General features: G+C 49.7%; 15 protein-coding genes. 14 read left to right on the top strand and 1 reads right to left on the bottom strand.

Annotated features, from left to right (window positions below; all coding sequences use genetic code 11):
* Positions 1–248 precede the first annotated feature (248 nt).
* The 8 genes from htpG to BN6628_RS04385 all read left to right on the top strand — a co-directional run bounded on the left by htpG (position 249) and on the right by BN6628_RS04385 (position 12,402).
* Positions 249–2,132: a molecular chaperone HtpG gene (gene htpG, locus BN6628_RS04350; protein WP_068614783.1), complete on the top strand. Its 1,884-nt coding sequence runs from the start codon at positions 249–251 to the stop codon at positions 2,130–2,132.
* Between the two features lie 279 nt (positions 2,133–2,411).
* The gene (locus tag BN6628_RS04355; protein ID WP_068614786.1) at positions 2,412–3,263 is read left to right on the top strand and encodes a manganese catalase; all 852 of its coding nucleotides are present in this window, start codon (positions 2,412–2,414) and stop codon (positions 3,261–3,263) included.
* A 151-nt stretch (positions 3,264–3,414) separates the two neighbouring features.
* Positions 3,415–3,969, top strand: a complete 555-nt coding sequence (locus tag BN6628_RS04360; protein ID WP_068614789.1) for a delta-aminolevulinic acid dehydratase — start codon at positions 3,415–3,417, stop codon at positions 3,967–3,969.
* 331 nt (positions 3,970–4,300) lie between these two features.
* The gene (locus BN6628_RS04365) at positions 4,301–7,873 is read left to right on the top strand and encodes an S-layer homology domain-containing protein (protein WP_068614792.1); all 3,573 of its coding nucleotides are present in this window, start codon (positions 4,301–4,303) and stop codon (positions 7,871–7,873) included.
* A 250-nt stretch (positions 7,874–8,123) separates the two neighbouring features.
* Positions 8,124–9,311, top strand: a complete 1,188-nt coding sequence (locus tag BN6628_RS04370) for an MFS transporter (RefSeq protein ID WP_068614796.1) — start codon at positions 8,124–8,126, stop codon at positions 9,309–9,311.
* Between the two features lie 323 nt (positions 9,312–9,634).
* Positions 9,635–10,318 (top strand): DL-endopeptidase inhibitor IseA family protein, encoded by a 684-nt coding sequence (locus BN6628_RS04375; RefSeq protein WP_068614799.1) that lies wholly within the window; start codon positions 9,635–9,637, stop codon positions 10,316–10,318.
* A 76-nt stretch (positions 10,319–10,394) separates the two neighbouring features.
* The gene (locus BN6628_RS04380; RefSeq protein ID WP_068614802.1) at positions 10,395–11,348 is read left to right on the top strand and encodes an AraC family transcriptional regulator; all 954 of its coding nucleotides are present in this window, start codon (positions 10,395–10,397) and stop codon (positions 11,346–11,348) included.
* Between the two features lie 154 nt (positions 11,349–11,502).
* On the top strand, positions 11,503–12,402 hold the full coding sequence (locus tag BN6628_RS04385; protein WP_068621966.1) for an SDR family oxidoreductase: 900 nt from the start codon (positions 11,503–11,505) through the stop codon (positions 12,400–12,402).
* Positions 12,403–12,693: 291 nt separating this feature from the next.
* Here BN6628_RS04385 and BN6628_RS04390 read toward each other — a convergent pair whose 3' ends face one another.
* Positions 12,694–14,136, bottom strand: a complete 1,443-nt coding sequence (locus tag BN6628_RS04390) for a DHA2 family efflux MFS transporter permease subunit (protein ID WP_068614805.1) — start codon at positions 14,134–14,136, stop codon at positions 12,694–12,696.
* Between the two features lie 277 nt (positions 14,137–14,413).
* Here BN6628_RS04390 and BN6628_RS04395 point away from each other — a divergent pair, with 277 nt between their 5' ends.
* From BN6628_RS04395 to BN6628_RS26285, 6 genes are all read left to right on the top strand, one after another.
* Positions 14,414–15,310 (top strand): TetR/AcrR family transcriptional regulator, encoded by an 897-nt coding sequence (locus BN6628_RS04395; RefSeq protein WP_157692456.1) that lies wholly within the window; start codon positions 14,414–14,416, stop codon positions 15,308–15,310.
* A gap of 588 nt (positions 15,311–15,898) precedes the next feature.
* On the top strand, positions 15,899–18,118 hold the full coding sequence (locus BN6628_RS04405; protein ID WP_068614814.1) for a sensor domain-containing protein: 2,220 nt from the start codon (positions 15,899–15,901) through the stop codon (positions 18,116–18,118).
* A 196-nt stretch (positions 18,119–18,314) separates the two neighbouring features.
* On the top strand, positions 18,315–19,115 hold the full coding sequence (locus BN6628_RS04410) for an AAC(3) family N-acetyltransferase (protein ID WP_068614818.1): 801 nt from the start codon (positions 18,315–18,317) through the stop codon (positions 19,113–19,115).
* Between the two features lie 112 nt (positions 19,116–19,227).
* On the top strand, positions 19,228–19,680 hold the full coding sequence (locus BN6628_RS04415; protein ID WP_068614822.1) for a HEAT repeat domain-containing protein: 453 nt from the start codon (positions 19,228–19,230) through the stop codon (positions 19,678–19,680).
* A gap of 78 nt (positions 19,681–19,758) precedes the next feature.
* Entirely contained in the window at positions 19,759–20,550 is a 792-nt protein-coding gene (locus BN6628_RS04420; RefSeq protein ID WP_068614825.1) for a DUF4261 domain-containing protein, read from the top strand.
* Between the two features lie 268 nt (positions 20,551–20,818).
* Positions 20,819–21,445, top strand: a 627-nt coding sequence (locus BN6628_RS26285) for an early set domain-containing protein (protein WP_162272650.1), incomplete at its 3' end; no start/stop codon positions are given.

The following is a 21,445-nucleotide window of genomic DNA, read 5'->3' on the forward strand; positions in this document are numbered from 1 at the left end:
GCGGATGCCCTCCTTCTTCACCTTATTTCCATGTAATTTGCTCCCAATCGGGAATTCTATGCATGGTGTCAGCGCTCCCCGGTACATAGACTGATCCGCAGCTTCCTTAACTTGACACTAGGTTAGGACCATGTTATATAAAAAATATGAATTAGCACTCATGAATGAAGAGTGCTAACACGCCAGCGGTGTGCAGGCTGTGCACCGAAGCATCCTTTACTTTTAATATAGAAAGGAACTAATAAGTCATGGCAAAAAAACAGTTTCAGGCTGAGTCCAAGCGTCTCTTGGACATGATGATTCACTCCATTTACACCCAGAAGGAAATTTTCCTCAGAGAGCTGATTTCCAACAGCAGCGACGCTATAGATAAGATGTATTACAAGGCCCTTAGCGATGATTCCCTGGTCTTTAATCAAGGCGATTACTTCATTAAGATCAAGGCGGACAAGGCCAACCGGACATTGACCATTTCGGACACCGGGATTGGTATGACACAGGAAGAGCTTGAGAACAACCTCGGTGTCATTGCGAAGAGCGGCTCCCTGGCGTTTAAGAACGAGAATGAATTGAAGGACGGACATAACATTATCGGCCAATTCGGGGTAGGTTTCTATTCTGCGTTTATGGTCGCGGATGTTGTTACCGTTACGAGCCGGGCATTTGGAAGTGAAGAGGCCTTTAAATGGGAGTCCGAGGGAGCGGATGGATATACGATTGAGCCTGCTCACAAGGATACGGTAGGAACCGAAATTGTGCTCAAGATTAAACCGAACACGGAAGACGACCAGTATGATGAATACCTGGATGAGTACCGTCTGAGATCGATTATTAAGAAATATTCTGACTTCATCCGTTATCCGATCAAGATGGATGTTACCACCCAAAAGGCAAAGGAAGGCACCGAGAACGAGTTCGAAGAGGTTGTGGAAGAGCAGACCATCAACAGCATGGTTCCGATCTGGAGGAAGAACAAGAGCGAGCTGAAGGACGAGGACTACGAGAACTTCTATCACGAGAAGCGTTACGGCTTCGATAAGCCGCTGTCCCATATTCATATCAAAGCGGATGGCGCGGTTGTCTACAACGCGATTCTATTCATTCCAGAGAACACCCCGTTCGATTATTATACGAAGGAATATGAGAAGGGTCTTGAGCTGTACTCCAACGGTGTATTGATCATGAACAAATGCGGCGATCTGCTGCCGGATTACTTCAGCTTTGTCAAAGGTATGGTCGATTCGGAGGATCTGTCGCTGAACATCTCCCGGGAGATGCTGCAGCATGACCGCCAATTGAAACTGATCGCGAAGAACATTCAGAGCAAGATCAAGAGCCAGCTTCAGACTCTGCTGAAGGACGAGCGCGAGAAGTATGAGAAATTCTACAAATCCTTTGGCCGTCAATTGAAGTTTGGTGTATATAACGACTATGGCATGCACAAGGAAGTGCTGCAGGACCTGCTGCTGTTCTACTCTTCCAAAGAGAAGAAGCTGGTTACGCTGGATGAGTACATCTCCCGGATGCCGGAAGAGCAGAAGTATATCTACTATGCGGCAGGTGAATCTGTAGAGCGGATCGAGAAGCTGCCGCAGATCGAAGTGGTTACAGACAAAGGCTACGAGGTTCTGTATCTGACCGATGATATCGACGAGTTCGCTGTCAAGATGATCCAGTCTTATAAGGAGAAGGAGTTCAAGTCCGTATCCAGCGGAGACCTGGGGCTCGAGTCGGACAATGACAAGGAGCAATCCGATTCGGAGGAGAATGCGAACAAGGAGCTGTTCGAGGCGATGCAGGGCGTGCTCGCTGGCAAGGTCTCCAAGGTGAAAGCCTCCAAGCGGCTGAAATCCCATCCGGTCTGCCTGTCCACGGAGGGTGAGCTTACGATTGAGATGGAGAAGATTCTGAAATCGATGCCGAACGGCCAGGATGTGCAGGCGGATAAAGTGCTGGAGATCAATGTGAATCATGAAGTCTTCAAGTCGCTGAAAGATGCGAAGGATGCCAGCAACCAGGAGAAGCTGGAGCTGTACACTAATCTGCTGTACAACCAGGCCCTGCTTATTGAAGGCCTGCCGGTTAGTGATCCGGTGGAGTTCACCAACAATATCTGTAAGATTATGGTTTGAAAATAAACCTGACAACCTGAATCCAACCCGCTGCTGGAGTTATCCGGCGGCGGGTTGTTTGTGCTGAGGAATTTCTGTCGTGAGAGGGAGAAGGGACTGCTCCGTAGTCAACTTCCCCGGACTGAAGGTTTTTTTGGTGGAATATGATCACTCCACTGAGGGGGCCAGTTACCCATCACAGCTTGTTCATCGGGAGATGTGTTGTTTGAATAAACACAGGCAGGGTAAAAGATACTCGGACAAACAAACAACCACGCACCCGAAGGAGGAAGTTACTATATGTTTTTTCATGTCAAAGAACTTCAATTTCGTGCAAAACCTGAAAGACCCGATCCTGCATACGCAAGAAAGCTTCAGGAAGTGTTAGGTGGACAGTTTGGCGAAATGTCTGTAATGATGCAGTATCTGTTCCAGGGCTTCAACTGCCGGGCGGAACGCAAGTACCGCGACATGCTGCTTGATATCGGAACCGAGGAGATCGGTCACGTTGAAATGCTGTGTACGATGATCTCCCAGCTGCTTGATGGTGCGCCTGCTGACCAGGTGGACGAGATGGCGAAGGACCCGCTGATCGCGGCAGCGCTGGGCGGCATGAATCCCCAGCATACGATTGTATCCGGCTTGGGCGCAGCGCCAACGGACAGCAACGGGTTCCCATGGAACAGCCGTTATATTGTATCCAGCGGCAACCTGCTGGCGGATTTCCGGGCGAATCTGAATGCCGAATCCCAAGGCCTGCTGCAGGTTGTAAGATTGTACGAGCAGACGACAGACCCTGGTGTAAGGGACATGCTGTCCTTCATGATTGCGCGTGATATTATGCACCAGAATCAGTGGCTGGCGGCGATTGAAGAGATTGAGCAATTGGACGGGCCGATCGCTCCGGCATCCTTCCCGCGTGATCTCGTGGTTGAAGAAGTTACCCGTCAATTCCTCAATTTCTCCGAAGGGGAAGAGAGCCGAGAAGGCCGCTGGGCGAGCGGTCCGATGCCGGACGGTACGGGCAGCTTCGAATATGTGGTGAAACCGCAGGCTCAGGGCGGCGTTCCTGATCTGAAGCCTGCTGCTGACCATCAGCATTCCACACCTGGAACCGGGCCATATGTGGTGAACGCGGGGCTTTCAAAGTAATAGACTGAAAGTATGAGATTCACAGGGGCTGCTTGAGGCAGCCTCTTTATTGTTTATAGGGATGAAGTGCATGGTATATTGGTTGGAGTTACATACAAAATAAGATATGAAAGGAGGCGCTCTTGGCTTTACAAGTCAAGAGGACCCTGAGATGAGCAAGCCAGAACTTACAGTAGCCCTCGTAAGCGGGCCGGATTCGGATATGGACACACAGGCAATTCGATCGGCACTTGAGTATTTTGGAGCAAGAGTAATTACATACTGGATCGGCAGACCTCAAGATCTTATTGAGGTGTTGTCCGGCAAAGATATCTATCCGGGAACGGAGATGATAGTACTAAATTTTCACGGGGATGAGGGCAAATTGCTTATGCCTGAGCTTGGGGAGGAAGTCTACGAAAAGGATGAACCGCGGGGCGATTTCGGCCCGGATGAGATCCGGCGCTTCGCCAACATACAAGGATGGACCATTCTCGCGAACGGTTGTTCCTTGGGTGACTCCGCGCTGGCGGAAGCCTTCCTTGAGAAGGGCTGCCAAACCTACATTGGCCCGGACGATTACCCTTACGGCAACGCGGCCTTAATGTTTGCGATCCGGCTGTTCTACGAGATGATTCAGCATAAGCGGAGTGTACAAGAGGCGTATAGTATTGCCAAAGAAATGGATGAGGAAATGGCCATGTATCGGATCTACCAGCGTTCTTGATATCAATAGATTTTGCTGGCAAAGCCTTTCCCTGTATGGGAAGGGCTCTTTCTCTTGAAGATCAGTCTGAAGATGGGCGGGGCTGTGGCCTTACTGAACCTACGATTACATGATCTCTGACCACTGACCAGTTTAAGAACCGCTTGATGCTCAAACTGGTGCCTGAGTTCCCCGGAGGTTTGAACCAGCGGCTCAATCCGGTTGTTCCGGTACAGCTCAGCGCACCAAGAAAATTATCGAATCATGTCGAAAATTGTATTTTATTTCGATTTTAGCGTGTATAATGCTAGAGCAGTATCATACATAACCTGAGAGGGATGGGAAATCAACAATGTACCGAAGGTTCAAAAATTTAAATGCACTTCTTATTCTGGCCTTAGTGGTCTCGGCTTTTTCATTTGATATTCAGTATGCGGGCGCGGCATCTATAGTTCCATGGAAAAGCGCCGTTCACGTTGGGGATACGGTGAGCTTCAGCGGGAGAAATTGGATCGTTCTGGATCCGGATGCCGGATATCTCCTTGCTTCTGATCTGGATTCCGGGGGGCCGCGTTCATTTGATTCCAGCAATAAACAACTCTTTGATCCGGAAAATAGCGAGAACCTTGCATACTGGCTCAACAGGGATTTTTTTAACAGCCTATCTGACCGTTTATGGATTCAGAACTATGGCTGGAAAGCGGGCAATGAGCAGGATGAGTCGGGGAGAATTGTAAATGCGAACGTGGGTCTTCTCAGCTATTTCGAATTAAGATACTACCGGCCATATTTGTCCGTACCACCCGACAGGTACTGGTTGATTACTCCTCATAAAAATAATCAATTTTATGTTTGGTTTGCTAATAACAGCCTATCCTCCGCGATCGGGGCTAACAGGTCTTATGGGGTCCGGCCGGCTGTTCATCTGAAATCTGCGCTGTCCGTCTCTTCGGGCTCGGGCACATCCGGTGATCCGTTTGTGATCATCAACCAGATCCCGGAAATCGAATTGTCAGATTCGAACGGGACACACATCCTCTCTTCTGGGAATGGAAACGAGACTTTTACCCTAACAGGAAAAGCCGCAGATAAAGACGCGGGTGACGTAACCGTCAGGGCAACCCTCGGTGGTGTCACCAAGACGGCAACAGTGACCGGGGCGCCTACTGCGCTTCCGGGGGCGGATAATTTCACGTTAACGTGGAACGCTGCGGCTGACCATCTCGCAAATGGGACATTTAACAATCTATCCGTTACGGTTGATGATGGAAACGGCGGAACCAGCTCCGCTTCTTATGGAGGAACTCTTACAGTTGATACGATAGGACCAAATGAGCCAGCGTTCCAGTTCAGTTCGCCTGCTGGTTACAGTTCTGGAGCCGCAACCAAGGAGGATGTTGTCTTTACCATTCAGGATGGGGCTGATACGGGAACCGGACCATTCAAGTCGCAGTACCGGACACGGTTGAACGCTGGCGGCTGGAGTGACTGGGCCGATTATAGTGCCGCAATTCCTGTTTCACAGGAAGGCAGGACGGATGTTGAGGCTGTGACGTATGACAAGGCAGGAAATGTGTCTACGGCAGCTCCAGCTCAGGTGCTGATTGACCGGACTTCACCGTCGGCACCGGGTATTAACTTTACTTCGCCGGCGGATTATTCATCCGGCAAAGTATCCTATCAGAACGTAACGTTCACCATTTCAGATGGTACGGATACGGGCTCAGGAATACTGAAGTCGCAGTACCGGATTAGTGGTGACCACGGTGCTACTTGGAGCTCTTGGACAGACTACTTGACCCCTGTATTCATCACACAGGCTGGAGCTACGGAAGTGGAAGCCAGAACCGTTGATAAGGCGGGGAATGAGTCGGACTCTGCAGCGGCTCAGGCTCGGATTGTTAAGGAGGCTCCTTCAGCTTCGAACGTTGAAGTGACGGGCACACCTGTGGAGGGTCAGGCGCTGACCGGCAGTTACAGCTATGGCGATATGAATGGGGATGCGGAGAGCGGAACTACTTACCAGTGGTACCGTTCAGATGATGCGGCGCTCAAGGTGAAGCATATGCCGATCGCCGGTGCGGTGAGCCAGGCTTACGTTCTGCAAGCCGGTGATATCGGCAAATACATCTCGTTTGAAGTAACCCCGCGCAGTGCGGAAGAGCCGATGGTGGGCACACCTGTAGAGAGTGCTGCCACGGCCAAGATTGGCGCGGCACCGGCAGCACCGGCCGCCTCGGATGTCTTGGTGGCAGGGAGCCCGGTACAGGGTCAGACCTTGACCGGAAGTTATGCCTACGCTGATGTGAACGGGGACACCGAGAGCGGCAGCACGTTCCAGTGGTATCGCTCGGACGATCCGGCCTTGACGTTGAACCATACCGCGATTCCTGGTGCGGCAGGCCGTATTTATGTCCTGCAAGCGGAAGATGTCGGCAAATATATCTCGTTCCAGGTCACGCCGCATACGGAGACGGCGCCAGCTACAGGCGAAGCGGTTGAAAGTGCGGCTACTGCCAAGATTGAAGCGACGCCAGTGGTTCAGCCCCCTAGTCAAGATCAGAGTGGGTCCTCGGGCTCTTCGGATTCCTCAGGTTCATCAGGTTCATCGGACTCCTCGGGTTCCGTTCTCACACCACCGGCCGCACCTGGCAAAGAGTACATCCCAATTGATGTGCAGATTTCCGGGATCAGCGGAACGCTGGTATCCACCCTCGTGGTAGAACGGACCTTGAATGCGGATGGAACCAAGAAGGACGTTATGAATCTTACCGCGGATCAGGTGAGGCCGGCTGTCAATGGCACATCTGCAGCAGGGATGTCATCGGTTACCGTATTCATTCCGGATACTAAGGATGAAGTCGCGGAGACGAATGTAACGCTGCCCAAGGATGTGGTTAAGCTATTGGATGATGCTCATATCGGTCTGAACATTCTGACCGCCAATGCCGGTCTGCAGATCCCGGCTCAATCCCTGCAGGGCTTCACCCGTGATCTGGTCTTGGACCTTAAACCGGTCAAAGCAGAGGATGCGAAATTGGCTATTCTCGGACGGATCAGCAAGGACCCTGGTGTTACCAAATCTGCTGGAGGCAAGGAGATCAAAGTGGTAGGGCGGCCGATGATGATCGACACCAATCTTCAGGGCCGGGATGTGACCTTGACGCTGCCTTTGCGGGAAAGTGGTCTGAGTCAGGCGCAGTTGGATCACCTGGCGGTATTTATTGAACACAGTGACGGACAAAAAGAGCTCGTAAAAGGCACGCAGGTTCCTTTGGTCAATAATGGAGGCATGGGTTACCAATTCGGTGTGAAGAAGTTCAGCACATTTACGATGATTTATGCGGATGGTCTGACGGTAGCCAACCCGCAGCCTGCTTATATCACAGGTTATACGGATGGGACCTTTAAGCCGGAAGCGCGCATCACGCGCTCGGAGATCGCTGCGATTCTATCCCGGGTAATCACTAGGGACAGCCAGGGGGAAGAGGCAGTCTACCGGGATGTGAAGCCAGGAAGCTGGGCTTATACCGCGATCTCTAAAGTCACCACTATGGGACTGATGCACGGATATACGGACGGAACCTTCGGCCCCGAACGCCCGTTGACCCGCGCCGAGATGGCGAAGATCGTATCGGCCCTGCTTACTGGCGGGACAGGAAGCGGTCATGGATTCTCGGATACGGCAGGCAACTGGGCGGAAGCGGAGATTCGCAAGGTACAGGGCGCTGGTATCATTAACGGATACAAGGATGGAACGTTCCGGCCTAACTCACCGCTCACACGGGCGGAGGCTGTCGTAATCATGAACAAGGTACTGCACCGGAGTCCAGTGAACGGACCGGCTGCTTCCCACTGGAAGGACGTTCCGGACAGCTACTGGGCGCTCCATGACATTGCAGCCGCCGCAGGCAGCTCCCTGTAAAGTGATGAATCAGACAAATACCAAACCGTAATAAATACACCGGCGCTCTTCATTTTAGAAGGGCGCCGGTTTGCTATGTGGCCTGCATTTATAAGGGCAAGGCACTATTTTCACATTAAAGCATTACCGCGATGTGCTTTACGGTAATTTGACACAGCAGGTAAACTATATAAATGTGCCCGTATCCATAAGATTTGCTTACGGGTTGTTTGTAGCGTTTAACCGATTTTGCAGCAAAGGAGTTGATTTTGTGGCGTCATCCATCTCTATTCCCCGTCTCGTGTCGTCCAAATACCGGCTGGTGATTCTGCTGCTTGTCGTGATTGTATCGGGTGCAAGCCAGGGGCTGCTTCTGCCGCTGCTTTCCATCCTGCTGGAACGTCACGGCGTGTCATCGGATCTCAACGGCATGAATGCGGCCGCTTTATATATCGGAATTTTCTGTACGATGTTTTTTGTGGAGAAGCCGGTGGTCCGGTTCGGTTATAAAAAAGTAATTGTAACAGGGCTTATTCTGGTGACCGGCTGCTCTCTGCTGTTCCCGGTAAATTCTTCGCTGTACCTGTGGTTTGTGCTGAGGCTGCTCGTCGGCGTGGGGGACAGCTCGCTGCACTTCGCCACCCAGCAGTGGATTCTCAGCAGCAGTCCAGCGGATAAGCGGGGACGCTTCTTCTCCCTGTACGGGATGGCCTACGGGATTGGCTTTAGCATCGGGCCGTTGGGCATTAATCTGCTTCCCTTCGGGGAAGCGGCACCGTTCTTGATCTCGGGGGGATTATACGCGGTCATTCTCCTGCTGATGCTTCGGATTCCGAATGAAATGCCGGAGCAAGCCAGCCCGGGCGAGAATGCGGAGAACCGCTTCGTCCGCTCCTACAAGCTGGCATGGTTCGCGCTGATCCCGCCGCTGCTGTATGGTGTCATGGAGGCTTCGATGAACAGCAGCTTCCCGCTTTACGGGCTCCGAATTGCGCTCGGCAAGGAATGGATCTCCCTGCTGCTGCTGACCTTTGGGCTGGGCAGCATTATCCTGCAGCTTCCTCTAGGGGTCTGGAGTGACCGGATTGGCCGGAAAAAGGTGCTGATGATCTGCGGATTCACGGGAGCCGCTTTGTTCCTGCTTATCCCGGCAGCAGGAGCCTTTATTCCGCTGCTGTTCCTTTTGTTCGCCTTGGCGGGCGGTGTGGTAGGCTCGTTCTACTCGCTAGGCATGTCTTACGCCGCCGACATTGTACCGAAGACCATTCTGCCTGCGGCGGGAGTTATTGCTTCGGTTCACTACAGCGTCGGAAGTGTGCTTGGCCCCGTATTTGGCGGATATGGAATTCAGTATGTGTCGATTCACAGCTTGTTTTATTTCCTGGGTGCGGTATTCCTGGTGTTCGCGCTGATTGGTTTTGGGTTCACGCGGGAACCGAAGGAAGATGTGGGAACCTGACAAGTCGGCCTGCAAATTGGCGGGTTGGGTGCAAGTACAAAATATTGGCGGGCTTGGTGCAAGTGCAAAATAATAGAAGGGGGCGGCCTATGACTGGCAGCCCCCTTTTGCTGATACGCCCGGGCCATCGCTATTCCCTCCGTTTCTCGGTTCATATTAATAAGGCCAAATAGGGTCAGAGGTGTGACACTATCAATTCGACTATTTCTGTATGCTGCTCCCGAGCAGGAATCTACCTTCACATCCCGAACTAATTACAAGCCGAGTGAATCTATATTCAGGGCGAAGAAACATACATAGAGTCAGAAGGGATATGGAGCATCATGAGAAAAGCTGTATTGTTGTTTGTTATTGCAGCAGTCATTTTAACAGCCTGTAGATCAGGTCAAAAGCAGGGAGTAGGAACGGACAGCAGGTCACAAGAAAGTGTCCATATGACAGTACCTCGAAGCACAACTGGAAATGATCTATCAGAAGGAGAAGCAGAAGCAAAACCAGACCAAAAGGCACCTCAAATTAAGAAGCCGAGAGCTTCAGATATACTCCAAATTCGAAGAAAAGCAGAAAAACTCCGCAATGATATATTTGTGTCCAGCTCCGCATGGGACTGTAACAAGAATAATGAACCGAAAATCGCTGTCCCTTCAGCTGATAATGGTCAATTCGATATTATGTTTATGTGCACACCTTATGACACCAAGGAGAAGATATTGAACTATCTATCGAAGGCTGTAACGAAGCGGTATGCGGAGACTATGATTCGTGACCATGTCGAGAGCGGATTAATGGCCGAAGTGAATGGAAAGATGGGAGTAGCTCCATTCGAAGGGGTGGATACCCTGAATTGGGATAAATCAAAAGTGGTTGAACTTCACACTGAGGACAATCAGGCCGAAGCGGTTATTCAGGTCTGGGACGAAGCAGACCAAGTGTACGATAGATATAGAGCCATCTATCTTTACGAAGATGGCTGGAAAGAGAATTCTCTCGAATCTGCCAGTTCATAGGGTATCCTATGGTTGTAGCTAAGGGAGTAACGATACAAGCTGGAAATAAACATAGCAAGGAGATGTATATGAGCGTATGAGCATGCCGGAGACGCATTCGCTTCCAACGGAGTCCCGAAACAAAAAAGGTCTTGAAACAGAAACGGCCCGATTGGCTCGTCTGATCGATACCTACACCCCCCATGACGGAATTTTTCGACAGCGCATTCCCGACTTGACGCTTGTGCGCTCCTCTACAACAAGCACCGACTCAAGAACGTTCTACACGCCCTCATTCGGCATTGTGGCACAGGGGGCGATCTCCTTCACAGTCGGGCAGGAAGTCTACGTATTCGCCAAGCCACGCATCTTCATGCTCCCCGTTGCCCTTCCCCTCACGTTACGGATTCTGCAAGGCAGTCCTTCCGAGCCTTTTCTCAAGGCAGGATTGAATCTCGATCCGAAGCGAATCGGCGAGCTGGCCCTGAAGATGTTTCCTCGGGGGCTGCCGCCCATTCGGCAGCGCAGCGCAGGTTATGGGTTTGAAGCCGATCTGGACTTCGTAAGTGCAATGATCAGATTGATAAATTCTCTAGGGAATCCCGACGATGCCGAGTGGCTCGCGCCGCTTGCGATGGAGGAGCTGTTGATCCGGCTGCTGCGCAGCCCAATTGGGGTTTACGTTGCGGAGGTGGGCTTCGCCGACTCGGGGGTGCAGCGCGTGTCCAGGGCCATCGAATGGCTGCGCTGCAACTTCGCGGAAGCCATAAAGGTCGAAGATCTGGCCGGACTGGTCCATATGAGCGTATCGAGGTTCCGCGAGCATTTCAAAGCCGTTACGGCGATGAGCCCGCTGCAGTACCAAAAGACGCTGCGCCTTCAGGAAGCGAGACGTTTGATGGCGGTGAGCCACCTGGATGCGGCGGCCGCCTGTCAGCTGGTCGGGTACGCGAGCGCTTCCCAATTCAGCCGGGACTACAGCCGCTTCTTCGGCAGCCCGCCCGGCCGAGACATCGCCCGCCTGCTTCAACAGAAACCGTTCGAGGAATGACTCGAATCGGCTAATCACTCGCTCTTCCCCCGCAGCCGCAGGCCGGGGGTATTTCTTATTCCGGCGAAACAGGCAAGAAGTCGGGCGAAACAGGCAACTTGTCTGACGGCGGGGACCCTATAATGGGGGTATTCACATGAAGGAGGAATTGAAGATGCGAGTTTTTGTTACAGGTGCAACAGGTTTCATTGGAAAGGCGGTGGTACGCGAGCTGCTTGATGCCGGACATCAGGTGCTCGGCCTCGCCCGCTCCGACCAATCTGCCGCCGCATTGACGGCAGCCGGAGCTGAAGTCCATCGCGGCGCGCTCGACGATCTCGACAGCCTGCGTGAAGGCGCAGCTGCTGCGGACGGTGTGATTCATCTGGCCTTCGTCCATGATTTCTCAGACTATGCCGGCGGGATCGCGACAGATTTGCAAGCCGTTAAGGCCATAGGTGCCGAGCTCGAGGGGACCGACAAGCCGTTCGTGATCACCTCTGGAACTGCGGCGCTCTCCTTCGCGCTCCCGTCCGGTCAGGTCGGGACGGAGCAGGATACGGTCACCGATAACGAACCTCGGGGCGCCGCAGAGAACGTGGCGCTTGCATTGGCTGGACGCGGCGTACGGTCCTCGATCGTTCGCCTCTCCGCCTGCGTGCACAACGAGGCGTTGGCCGGGTTCGCCACGTTCCTCATTGGCCTCGCCCGCGAGAAGGGCGTTTCTGCCTACGTCGGAGACGTTTCGATTCATTGGCCGGCCGTCCACCGCCTCGATGCGGCGCGGCTGTTCCGCTTAGCGCTGGAGTCCGCCCCGGCGGGATCGATCCTCCATGGGGTAGGCGAGGAGGGGGTGCCGCTACGCGACATCGCGGAGGTCATAGGCCGCCGCTTGAACGTGCCGGCGGTCAGTATTTCCCGCGAGGAGGCAGACGCCCACTTCGGTTTCCTCGGCCCCTTCATAACGACCGACAACAGGTCCTCCAACGCATTGACTCGGGAACGTGTAGGCTGGGAGCCCACACATCTTGGACTCATCGCGGATCTGGAGCAAGGTCAGCACTTCAGCCAGTAAACGGAGCTTTAGAGCGGGGAAGAATCGCCAGCTAACCCAATTACCATGAATCATTAAAAAAGCAGCACGCTGTGAAGTTCCCCTCGTTAAGTAGACAGATATAATAAGAGCACTAAATAACCTTAGTTCGGTACTCCACCGAACTAAGGTTATTTCTTTCCGAAATCTTCCTTCCATAACCCATTTCTCACGTGGACGTGTCGCTTGGAACTCGCGGTTCAGCAAGTTTTCTGAGATGATGTATGCCTTCTCTTAGAGCCAAAATAAGGCTTGGCAGCGTGCAGCCCCGTTTTAGCTATCAGAAGAAGAACTGCCTGCGTCTTGTGTATCTTCTTTCTGTGATATTTTCATCGGTTTAATAAAGAATGACAATGCTAAAGCAAAGAATGCTAAAACGGTGGAGAATGTAAAGGCAACTGAGACCCCATGAATCATTGGATTGGGAAGTTGTTGCTGAACCGCAGCCGTTGTATTGTTCGTCATAACCGTAACCAGCAAGGCTGCTCCAACGGAAGCAGCCACTTGCGTCAACGTGTTACTCATTGCGGTTCCATGTGGAATCAAATGGTCAGGTAGTTGGTTTAATCCGGCTGTCATGACTGGCATCATCATAAGAGAAATTCCAAACATTCGTATGGCGTAAATCACCATCATATAGATGTATGGCGTTGAAGCGGTCATGTTACTGAACAAGAACGTCGTACCTACTAAGATAACCGAACCCATAAGAGCCAATGGTCGTGCTCCTATCTTATCAAAGATTCTCCCGGTAATCGGCGACATAACCCCCATCACAATCGCACCAGGTAACAGCAGCAGACCCGATTCCAGAGGTGTAAAGCCTCTTGCTGTTTGTACATAAAGCGGAAGAAAAAGCTCTACGCCGATCATCGTCACCATAACGACCATACCGATGAATAAGGTCAATAAGAAGGTCCAGTTTTTTAACACCCTGAACTCAAGCATCGGTTTTTCAACAGCCAGTTGCCGCCAAACAAACAAGCCAATTGCGACCGTACCGATAATCAAAGCAATGACCACTTCTGAACTGTTCCAGGTATGATTACCTGCGCTGCTGAAGCCGTACAACAATCCTCCAAATCCAAGGGATGACAAAATAATGGACATGATATCAATTTTCGGATGGGTCACTTTCGTAACATTTTCAAGCATAAACGAAGCAAAAATGATGATAAGTACAGCAATTGGGAGAATCATATAAAAGAGTGCCCGCCATGAAAAGTTGCCAACAACCCAACCGGAAAGTGTTGGTCCAATTGCAGGAGCAAAAGCCATCACCAGCCCCACCATACCCATTGCTGATCCACGTTGCTTAACTGGAAAAATCATTAAAAAGATCGTTTGCATTAACGGGAGCATGAGCCCGTCACTTACCGCCTGTAGAATTCTGCCGAATATTAAAACAGGAAAGTTTGGTGCAACAGCAGCCAGCAATGTCCCCAACGCAAACAGGCACATGGCCGTAATAAATAGTCTTCTTGTCGAAAATTTTTCTATTAGAAAAGCTGAAACCGGAATCAACACCCCGGTGACAAGCATAAACCCGGTCGTTAACCACTGAGCTGTATTAGCGGAAATGGATAGATCCTTCATGATTTGTGGCAGAGCAGTATTGAGTAACGTCTGATTTAACATGGTAACAAATGCACCTGCAAGCATAACGATCACAAGTACATTCCGCTTAAACGTTGGAAGAGACTGTTCTTTCTCCATGTTGGTTTCCTCCTATGATCTTCTTGTATTGTTCAGGGTGCCAAGTAAATAAGCATTCAAAATGAATAAATATCAACAAACTTCTTTCTATACTTACTTCGCAAATAATAAACCCCTCTCTTTTTTATACATTTAGTATAAAAATATACTTTAAGTTCACTGGGTCTATATTATACTTGAATGTGAAAAAAATCAATCACTAAATATACTTAGGGTATATATTTGAACAGAGAGTATGTGGTGTATAATGTTAACAGAAAGGATGATAATGGTGCAGGTGAAAAAATCCGATATATTAATTACGGCTCTTCGTCTTTTTATTGAACAAGGTTATCATGCCACATCAATCCAGGACATTCTTGACCAGACGAATATTTCAAGAGGAACTTTTTATAAACATTTTCAAACCAAAGGAGAACTATTTAGGGATGTACTTGTCTATTCCGAAGAAAAAATGTATGTGGATCGTGATCAACTTTTAATCGGACAGGATGAAACGAACAAAGATATCTTTATTCGTCAGTTAGAAGTTATGATGAACTATCGCATAGAAAAAAAAGTCGATGCATTGCTCATGGATGCTTTAGTTTCCAATGATAATGAAATTATTGCTTTCTTAAAACAGATTAGGCAACAATGGGCCTATTGGTTCTTCACAAGGATGAAGCAGATTTATCCGGAATACCTGGATTATATTGCGGATGCTACAATTTTTTTAACGGGGATTCTGCATAATGCCAATGAAATAAATAATGTTCAAATCCAACCCAAACCCATGATTGATATTTGCAATTATTGTTTTAATCTAGTCGATGAAGTACTTCCATTACTCCAACATAAGCGTATACGGCTTTTTAATATTGAAGATTTTGAACAGTCTTTACTTAGCATAGGACAAGTGGATTTCCCTTATAATGACCTCATGTTAAGTACTGGGAATTTAAAAAAATTGATTGAGAAACTTCCTGCGAATAACGATAATAAGCAGCACGCTCTTGATTTGTTACAATTTGTGCAGAATGAAGCAATGTCTGAGAATCCGCGGAAAGCCGTAATCTCAAGTTGCTTGAAATCTTTAATGAATATAAAAAGTATTATGAATACTGACGAATTGGTAATTTATATGAATACATTAAAAAAGCTAGGGTTTTATCCTGCAGACTTGAATCCGTGATGAGATTGAGGCCGATTTTCAAAAATGGGGTCAAAACGAAGCCTGGACGGGGTGGCCAGGCTTTTTTTGTTGTTGCGCACGGAATCGCACTTGTACATAGGGAGGATGAATGTACTTGGGGAGCTACTCGAATTTGAAACCGGCGGATCACTATGTATATCTGCAAATACGAAGGAGCTTTATGAATGCATGAATAAGCTGTTGGAAGTGACAGTCTATTTTCCAAAGCAGAGTAATGAATACTTTATTTTCACCGAACATTACGCGCATGGGCATCATCCCTAGGGTGAACGTCCCTATACGATAGATCCAAATTTTATGGATGAAAAGTAAGTGCTCCCTTACCGATATATCATCTATATAAACTGAACTTTAGAATTAACTGAACTGAGCGGAGAGGCCGAGTGATTCTGAAGAAGCGGAGCGTCCGCCTTTGTCACCGAAATGCCCCTACTTTGATATCTAATTCAAGCATTTCGGAGACAACAGCGGTCGTAAGAACACTCGGCATCGCAGCGCCCCTTAAGGGTAACCTTCATAAGTTCACTTTATCTAGAGACTTATTAGCAGCAGGGAGTGGACAGCAGCGTGAAAATACTAGATAAATTGCTTCATAATAAGGGTGTTTTGATTCTAATTATTCTCATTATTATGGGATCATCCGTAGATATCCTGTTTGACCCGATCAACAAGACGATAGATATTGTTCTGCCTACGTCTGTGCTGGCCGTTACGATTTATGTGATTTTCTCTATCTGGAGGGAGATGGGCCGGACCAAGAAAGAGCTGACGGTGAATAGTCAGAAGCTCTCAGACATTTTTGAAACCCTGGACGTGGCCATCTGGTCCCACGATTTGGAAACAGATACCTTGCTGATTACTCCAGGAATCGAGCGTCTGTACGGGTACCCGCTAGAAGCTTTTTACCAAGATAAAGATCATTGGAAAAAGGTAATTGTACTCGAGGATATGCCGATCATATCGGATCGGGTTCAGCGGATTGCTAATGGAGAGACCGTGACGAGCATATATCGGATTGTGCGGCCGGATGGGGAAGTTCGCTGGATTCAGGACCGCGGAATTCCGAAGATGGGACCGAGAGGAAATATGGTAAGCTTCTCAAGCGTTATTTTCGATATCACGGACCGGAAAGAAAGTGAAGACCGCTATCAGAGTTTGGTTGAAATGTCACCGAATCTTATTGCCGTGATCAGCCGCGGGCGAATTGATTATATTAACAAAGCCGGCTGCAGCCTGGTTGGGGAGAACTGCCCTTCGGAATTGACCGGCCAGCCAATTGAGAAGATCTTCCCGGCAAAGGTTCTGGAGGAGATTAGAACGATTGAACAGAAGAGAGTGCACAATTATGAAAGCCTCAAAACGGTAGAGTTCGAGGTTAACCGGATGGATGGGAAAAGCATTCATGTGGAAATGTCGGCTAGACCGATCCATTTTGAGGGCAGGTTTGCAGTTCAGGTTATGGGAAGTGATATTACCCTGCGTAAAGAGTCGGAGAAGATGGTTGAATTCATGGCTTATTACGATGCTTTAACAGAGCTTCCCAACCGGTATAAACTCAGGGAGCATCTGAATACGATTCTGGGTCAGGCACAGAACCGGATGGTGGCTGTTCTGTTTCTTGACCTGGACCGGTTCAAGATCATTAACGACACGAAGGGGCATATGGTCGGTGATTTGCTGCTGCAGAAGGTAGCCAAGCGGCTCGAGCACGCGGTCCAAGGAGACGGAATGGTCTCCAGGCAGGGTGGCGATGAGTTCATTATTTTGCTGGAGGATACGGACAAGAGTAAAGCAAGCGGGGTTGCCAAGCGGCTGCTGGATGCTTTGGCGAGTCCGATCATCGTGGATCATGAGGAATACTTTGTTACCGCAAGTATAGGGATCAGCATATATCCTACTGATGGTGTGGATGAGGAGACCCTGATCAAACATGCGGATACCGCCATGTACCTTGCCAAGGAGCGCGGCAAGAACAACTATCAGTTCTATTCATCCGATTTAATCGGCTTGTCGAGCCGCAAGATGGAGCTGGAGAATGCACTCCGCCGGGCGCTGGAGCAGGATGAAATGATCATTCACTACCAGCCTCAAGTGGAACTGGCTACAGGGCAGCCGATTGGGATGGAGGCCCTGCTACGGTGGAAGCACCCCCGGTACGGTATCATCTCGCCGCTGGAGTTCATCCCGCTGGCTGAGGAGACCGGACTTATTGTGCCCTTAGGTCAATGGGTGATGCGTACAGCAGTCCTTCAGAACAAGGCGTGGCAGGATGCGGGCCTTCTACCGCTGCCGGTGGCTGTCAATATATCGGTCAGACAGATGGAGAATGAGCACTTTGTCGATTCGGTATGTGATGTGCTGACCGAGACAGGCCTGAATCCAAAATATCTGGAGCTTGAGATTACGGAGAGCATTGTGCAGAATATAGAGAAATCGACCCTTATTCTGAGATTATTAAGAGTTCTCGGAGTTCGGCTCTCGATCGACGATTTCGGAATGGGTTATTCCTCGCTCAGTGTGCTGAAGCATCTGCCGATTGACCGTATCAAGATCGATAAGTCTTTTGTGGACGATATTATTTACCACTCTAATCAAGGCGCCATTGTTAAAACGATTATTGATATGGGGATTAATCTTCACTTTACGGTGATTGCCGAGGGGATTGAGAAGCAGGAGCAGGAGAACTTCCTGATCCGAAATGGCTGCAGAATCGGTCAGGGGTACTATTATAGCCCACCTTTGTCGGTGGAATACATGGAGGAATTTCTCCGGAAAAACACTCCATAACCAGCTCTCCGCTTAGGATTATGTTATTGAAATTTCAGAAGGCTCCTTGTATGATGGGAAGCATACACCTTATGTTATTTGAATATGACTTAGATTGAGCTATCAATTTAAGGGCCATGTTTGTTTCTTGAGACAACAACCCCGCATTATTATTGCGGGGTTGTTTTTATTTTATCTATCAAGGAGGAAGACGAGTATGAAGAACAAGGACACAGGATTAATTTTGACCAGGGAAGATTTAATTAAGCAGTTCAGAGCCTGCGGAGTGAGCCGAGGACAGGTGATATTTGTACATACATCGCTCAGCAGTCTAGGGTTCGTTGTTGGCGGAGCGGAGACGCTAATCCGGGCGCTGCTGGACATTGTCGGGGAGGAAGGGACACTCATGATGCCGTCCCAGACGTGGAAAAATCTCGATCCGTCCACAGGTGTGCACGGAGATGTGCCTAAGGATTGGTGGCCGGTTATTCGCGAGCATTGGCCGGCCTATGACAAGGAAATCACACCGGCCATCGGCATGGGCGTGGTTGCCGAAATATTCAGAAAGTGGCCTGGGGCAAGAAGAAGCTCACATCCGGCCAGATCAGTGGCCGCTGTAGGCAGGCATGCGGATTACCTTACAGAGGAGCACGATTTAAGTAATATTTTTGGAGAAAACTCCCCCGTGGATAAGTTGTACGAACTGGACGGGTTCGTGCTGTTGATCGGAGTTGGTTATGACAAGAACACTTCCCTGCACCTGGCAGAGACCCGGGCCGAATTTCCCTCCAAAACATTCACGGAGGAGGGCAGTGCTGTAATGATTGACGGAGTAAGGCAGTGGGTTACCTACAGCACCCAGGTTGTAGACGATGCTGACTTCCTTACGATCGGGCAGGAGTATGAACGTGAGCATCATATTCCAGTACATCGTGTCGGGAATGCGGAGGTGCGGCTGCTCAGACAAAGACCGCTGATCGACTGGACGGTGGAATGGATGCAAAAGAATCGGACATGAATGTATGGTGGGGGCGTAATTCGGGTGATCCTGAAGTTGAAGTATCCAGAGGCCCATAAATCGTTATATAATAGATACTTACAGAACACGTGAACAAAGGAGATTGATCCGTTTGAATAACGAAGAACGTTACGAAGAACTACCCGAGAATTATAATGAGCTGAAGAAGGCGGCTAACCGCACCTCGGACTGGAGAGCCAGGCTCGAAGCTGTGGAGGAACTGGGAAAATACCCGCAGGCCATCGCTGTCCTGAGAGGAGTTCTGAAGAACGATCCTGTGCTTCGGGTACAGGAAGCGGCTCAGCGCCAGCTTCAGGCGCATGGGGAGCAGGTGTCAATCCCTAAGCGTGAAGCGGGAGACCTGATCCCGGGCATCACGAAGCTCCTGGTGCGGATCAAGAAGAGCTTGCCGAAGGATCACACTTATGAGGAGTTCAGGGAGAAGCTCAAGAAGATGCGTATCGACGTATATGACGTATACGAGGGTAATCTGGGCGACAGCTTTGACAAGTGGCTGGAGGAGAAGTGGGCTTCTCTTCGGACAAGCCGTAGTCAGGAGCAATAGGATAACAGTGGACATCTCCAGCATATTGCGATTGCAGCGATACTGGAGATGTTTTTGCAGATAGGGGAGGATTCATTCATGGGATTATTCGATAAATTACGCAGGAATAAGAATAACGGGGCAGCAGAAGAACGAGAGCAGAAATCGTTCGGACCTATTGTCGGATTTGTGCTGCTGGACAGCTTGGACTACAGCTTTGATGCCTTTAACCGCCACCTAAAGGAGGAATGGAACCTTGACCCTGGAACACCAGCCAGCCCGGAGAGCCTGGTGTTCGAGGTGGATGGCATGAAGGTGGTCTGCGGTTATATGCCGGCAGCGATTCCGAACCGTGAGGTTGAGGAGAACTGCAAATACAACTTTCTCTGGCGGGAAGCGGAGCAGGTCGTCTCCCGGCATAAGGCCCATATCATTGTGTCGGTGCTCGGGTATGATGATCCTGTTGAGGGACACAAGCTGTTTACTAAGGTGGCGAGCGCACTTCTGCAGACGGAGCAAGCCATAGCGTTCTATTCGGCTCCTATGGTCATGGAAGCTTCGCAGTATGTGGACTTGGCCCATGCGTTGAAGGACGGTGAACTCCCTGTCGTCCTATGGGTATTCATCGGGATGTACCAGGGTGAGAACGGCGTTGGGGCTTATACAGCCGGACTTCAGAGCTTTGGCAAGGACGAGCTTGAGGTAGTAAATTCCGCGCAAAGTCTCGGTGATGTATTCGAGTTCATGTCGATTATAGCCAGCTTTGTAATCGAGAATGATGTAACCTTGAAGGACGGGGAGACGATCGGATTCTCTGCAGAACAAAAGCTGCCTCTGACGCGATCTGCAGGAGTTGTAGCCCAGGGGGAGAGTATCAAGATCGGTTACTGACCGTAAATAGCAGGAATGAAGCAAGCAAGCAAGCAAGCACCAGTCACTTACGACAGGTGCTTTTTTATTTTCGAAAACGATTAAAATATTTAATATCCGGATTGACGAGAAAGCGTTTTCATAATAAGATGTATTCAGTTTACCGGTCTGTCGCGGTAAATCAACTCATTTTAAGAAGGATAGGGGGTAGTTTACTGTCATTTGTGCAAACGTTTGCTCCAATTTTGATGAAATCTGCTTGTATTTTACTAAACAGAGGAGGTCTTAAATGAAGCTCATGATTGGAAAAAAACAGCTACGAATCTGGTCCATGTTTACTGCTGTGGTTATGGTGGTGCAGTTGGTTGCAGGTTCTTTAAGTCCCGTATTCGCAGATCAGGCAGCACCCGGGGCAACGGGTTCAACCTACTCGGACGCGGGAAAAATATATTTCAAGCTTCCCAAGTCAGCAGTGAACGTGGAGGCTAAAGGCAGCTGGAATGCAGGGGTAGACCCTGCCGCACAGTTAAAGGATGACAACGGCGATGGGACTTTTACTGCCGATATAACCGGTCTTACTCCGGATACGGATTACACCTACAGGGTACAAGTCAACGGAATTCCTGCCGGGGAAGAACAGAACGTCAAGGCGGATTCAGGTGGGAACCTTAAGCTTGCCTATAAGCCTGCATTCTCTGTATCGGGGACCTTTGATAACCCTGAATTTAGTGTGAAGCACGAGATGAAGGCTGAAGGGGACCAATACACGTTCACATCAGCTGAGCTTCCTGAAGGGACTTATAAGTATAGATATACTGCTGCAGAGGGAGCCCAAGACATCAATTTCAAGGACCCGACCTGTGCTGAAGATGATGGTGATTACAGTACAATCTCCGTGGCGGGTACGATTGCACCC

It is taken from the genome of Paenibacillus tuaregi (genome assembly GCF_900086655.1).
Lineage (GTDB): Bacteria > Bacillota > Bacilli > Paenibacillales > Paenibacillaceae > Fontibacillus > Fontibacillus tuaregi.

Bases quoted from the DNA above. Each gene is read 5' to 3' on its own strand.
- htpG (WP_068614783.1), top strand. From the start codon at position 249: ATGGCAAAAAAACAGTTTCAGGCTGAGTCCAAGCGTCTCTTGGACATG.
- BN6628_RS04355 (WP_068614786.1), top strand. From the start codon at position 2,412: ATGTTTTTTCATGTCAAAGAACTTCAATTTCGTGCAAAACCTGAAAGA.
- BN6628_RS04360 (WP_068614789.1), top strand. From the start codon at position 3,415: ATGAGCAAGCCAGAACTTACAGTAGCCCTCGTAAGCGGGCCGGATTCG.
- BN6628_RS04365 (WP_068614792.1), top strand. From the start codon at position 4,301: ATGTACCGAAGGTTCAAAAATTTAAATGCACTTCTTATTCTGGCCTTA.
- BN6628_RS04375 (WP_068614799.1), top strand. From the start codon at position 9,635: ATGAGAAAAGCTGTATTGTTGTTTGTTATTGCAGCAGTCATTTTAACA.
- BN6628_RS04380 (WP_068614802.1), top strand. From the start codon at position 10,395: ATGAGCATGCCGGAGACGCATTCGCTTCCAACGGAGTCCCGAAACAAA.
- BN6628_RS04385 (WP_068621966.1), top strand. From the start codon at position 11,503: ATGCGAGTTTTTGTTACAGGTGCAACAGGTTTCATTGGAAAGGCGGTG.
- BN6628_RS04390 (WP_068614805.1), bottom strand. From the start codon at position 14,136: ATGGAGAAAGAACAGTCTCTTCCAACGTTTAAGCGGAATGTACTTGTG.
- BN6628_RS04410 (WP_068614818.1), top strand. From the start codon at position 18,315: ATGAAGAACAAGGACACAGGATTAATTTTGACCAGGGAAGATTTAATT.
- BN6628_RS04420 (WP_068614825.1), top strand. From the start codon at position 19,759: ATGGGATTATTCGATAAATTACGCAGGAATAAGAATAACGGGGCAGCA.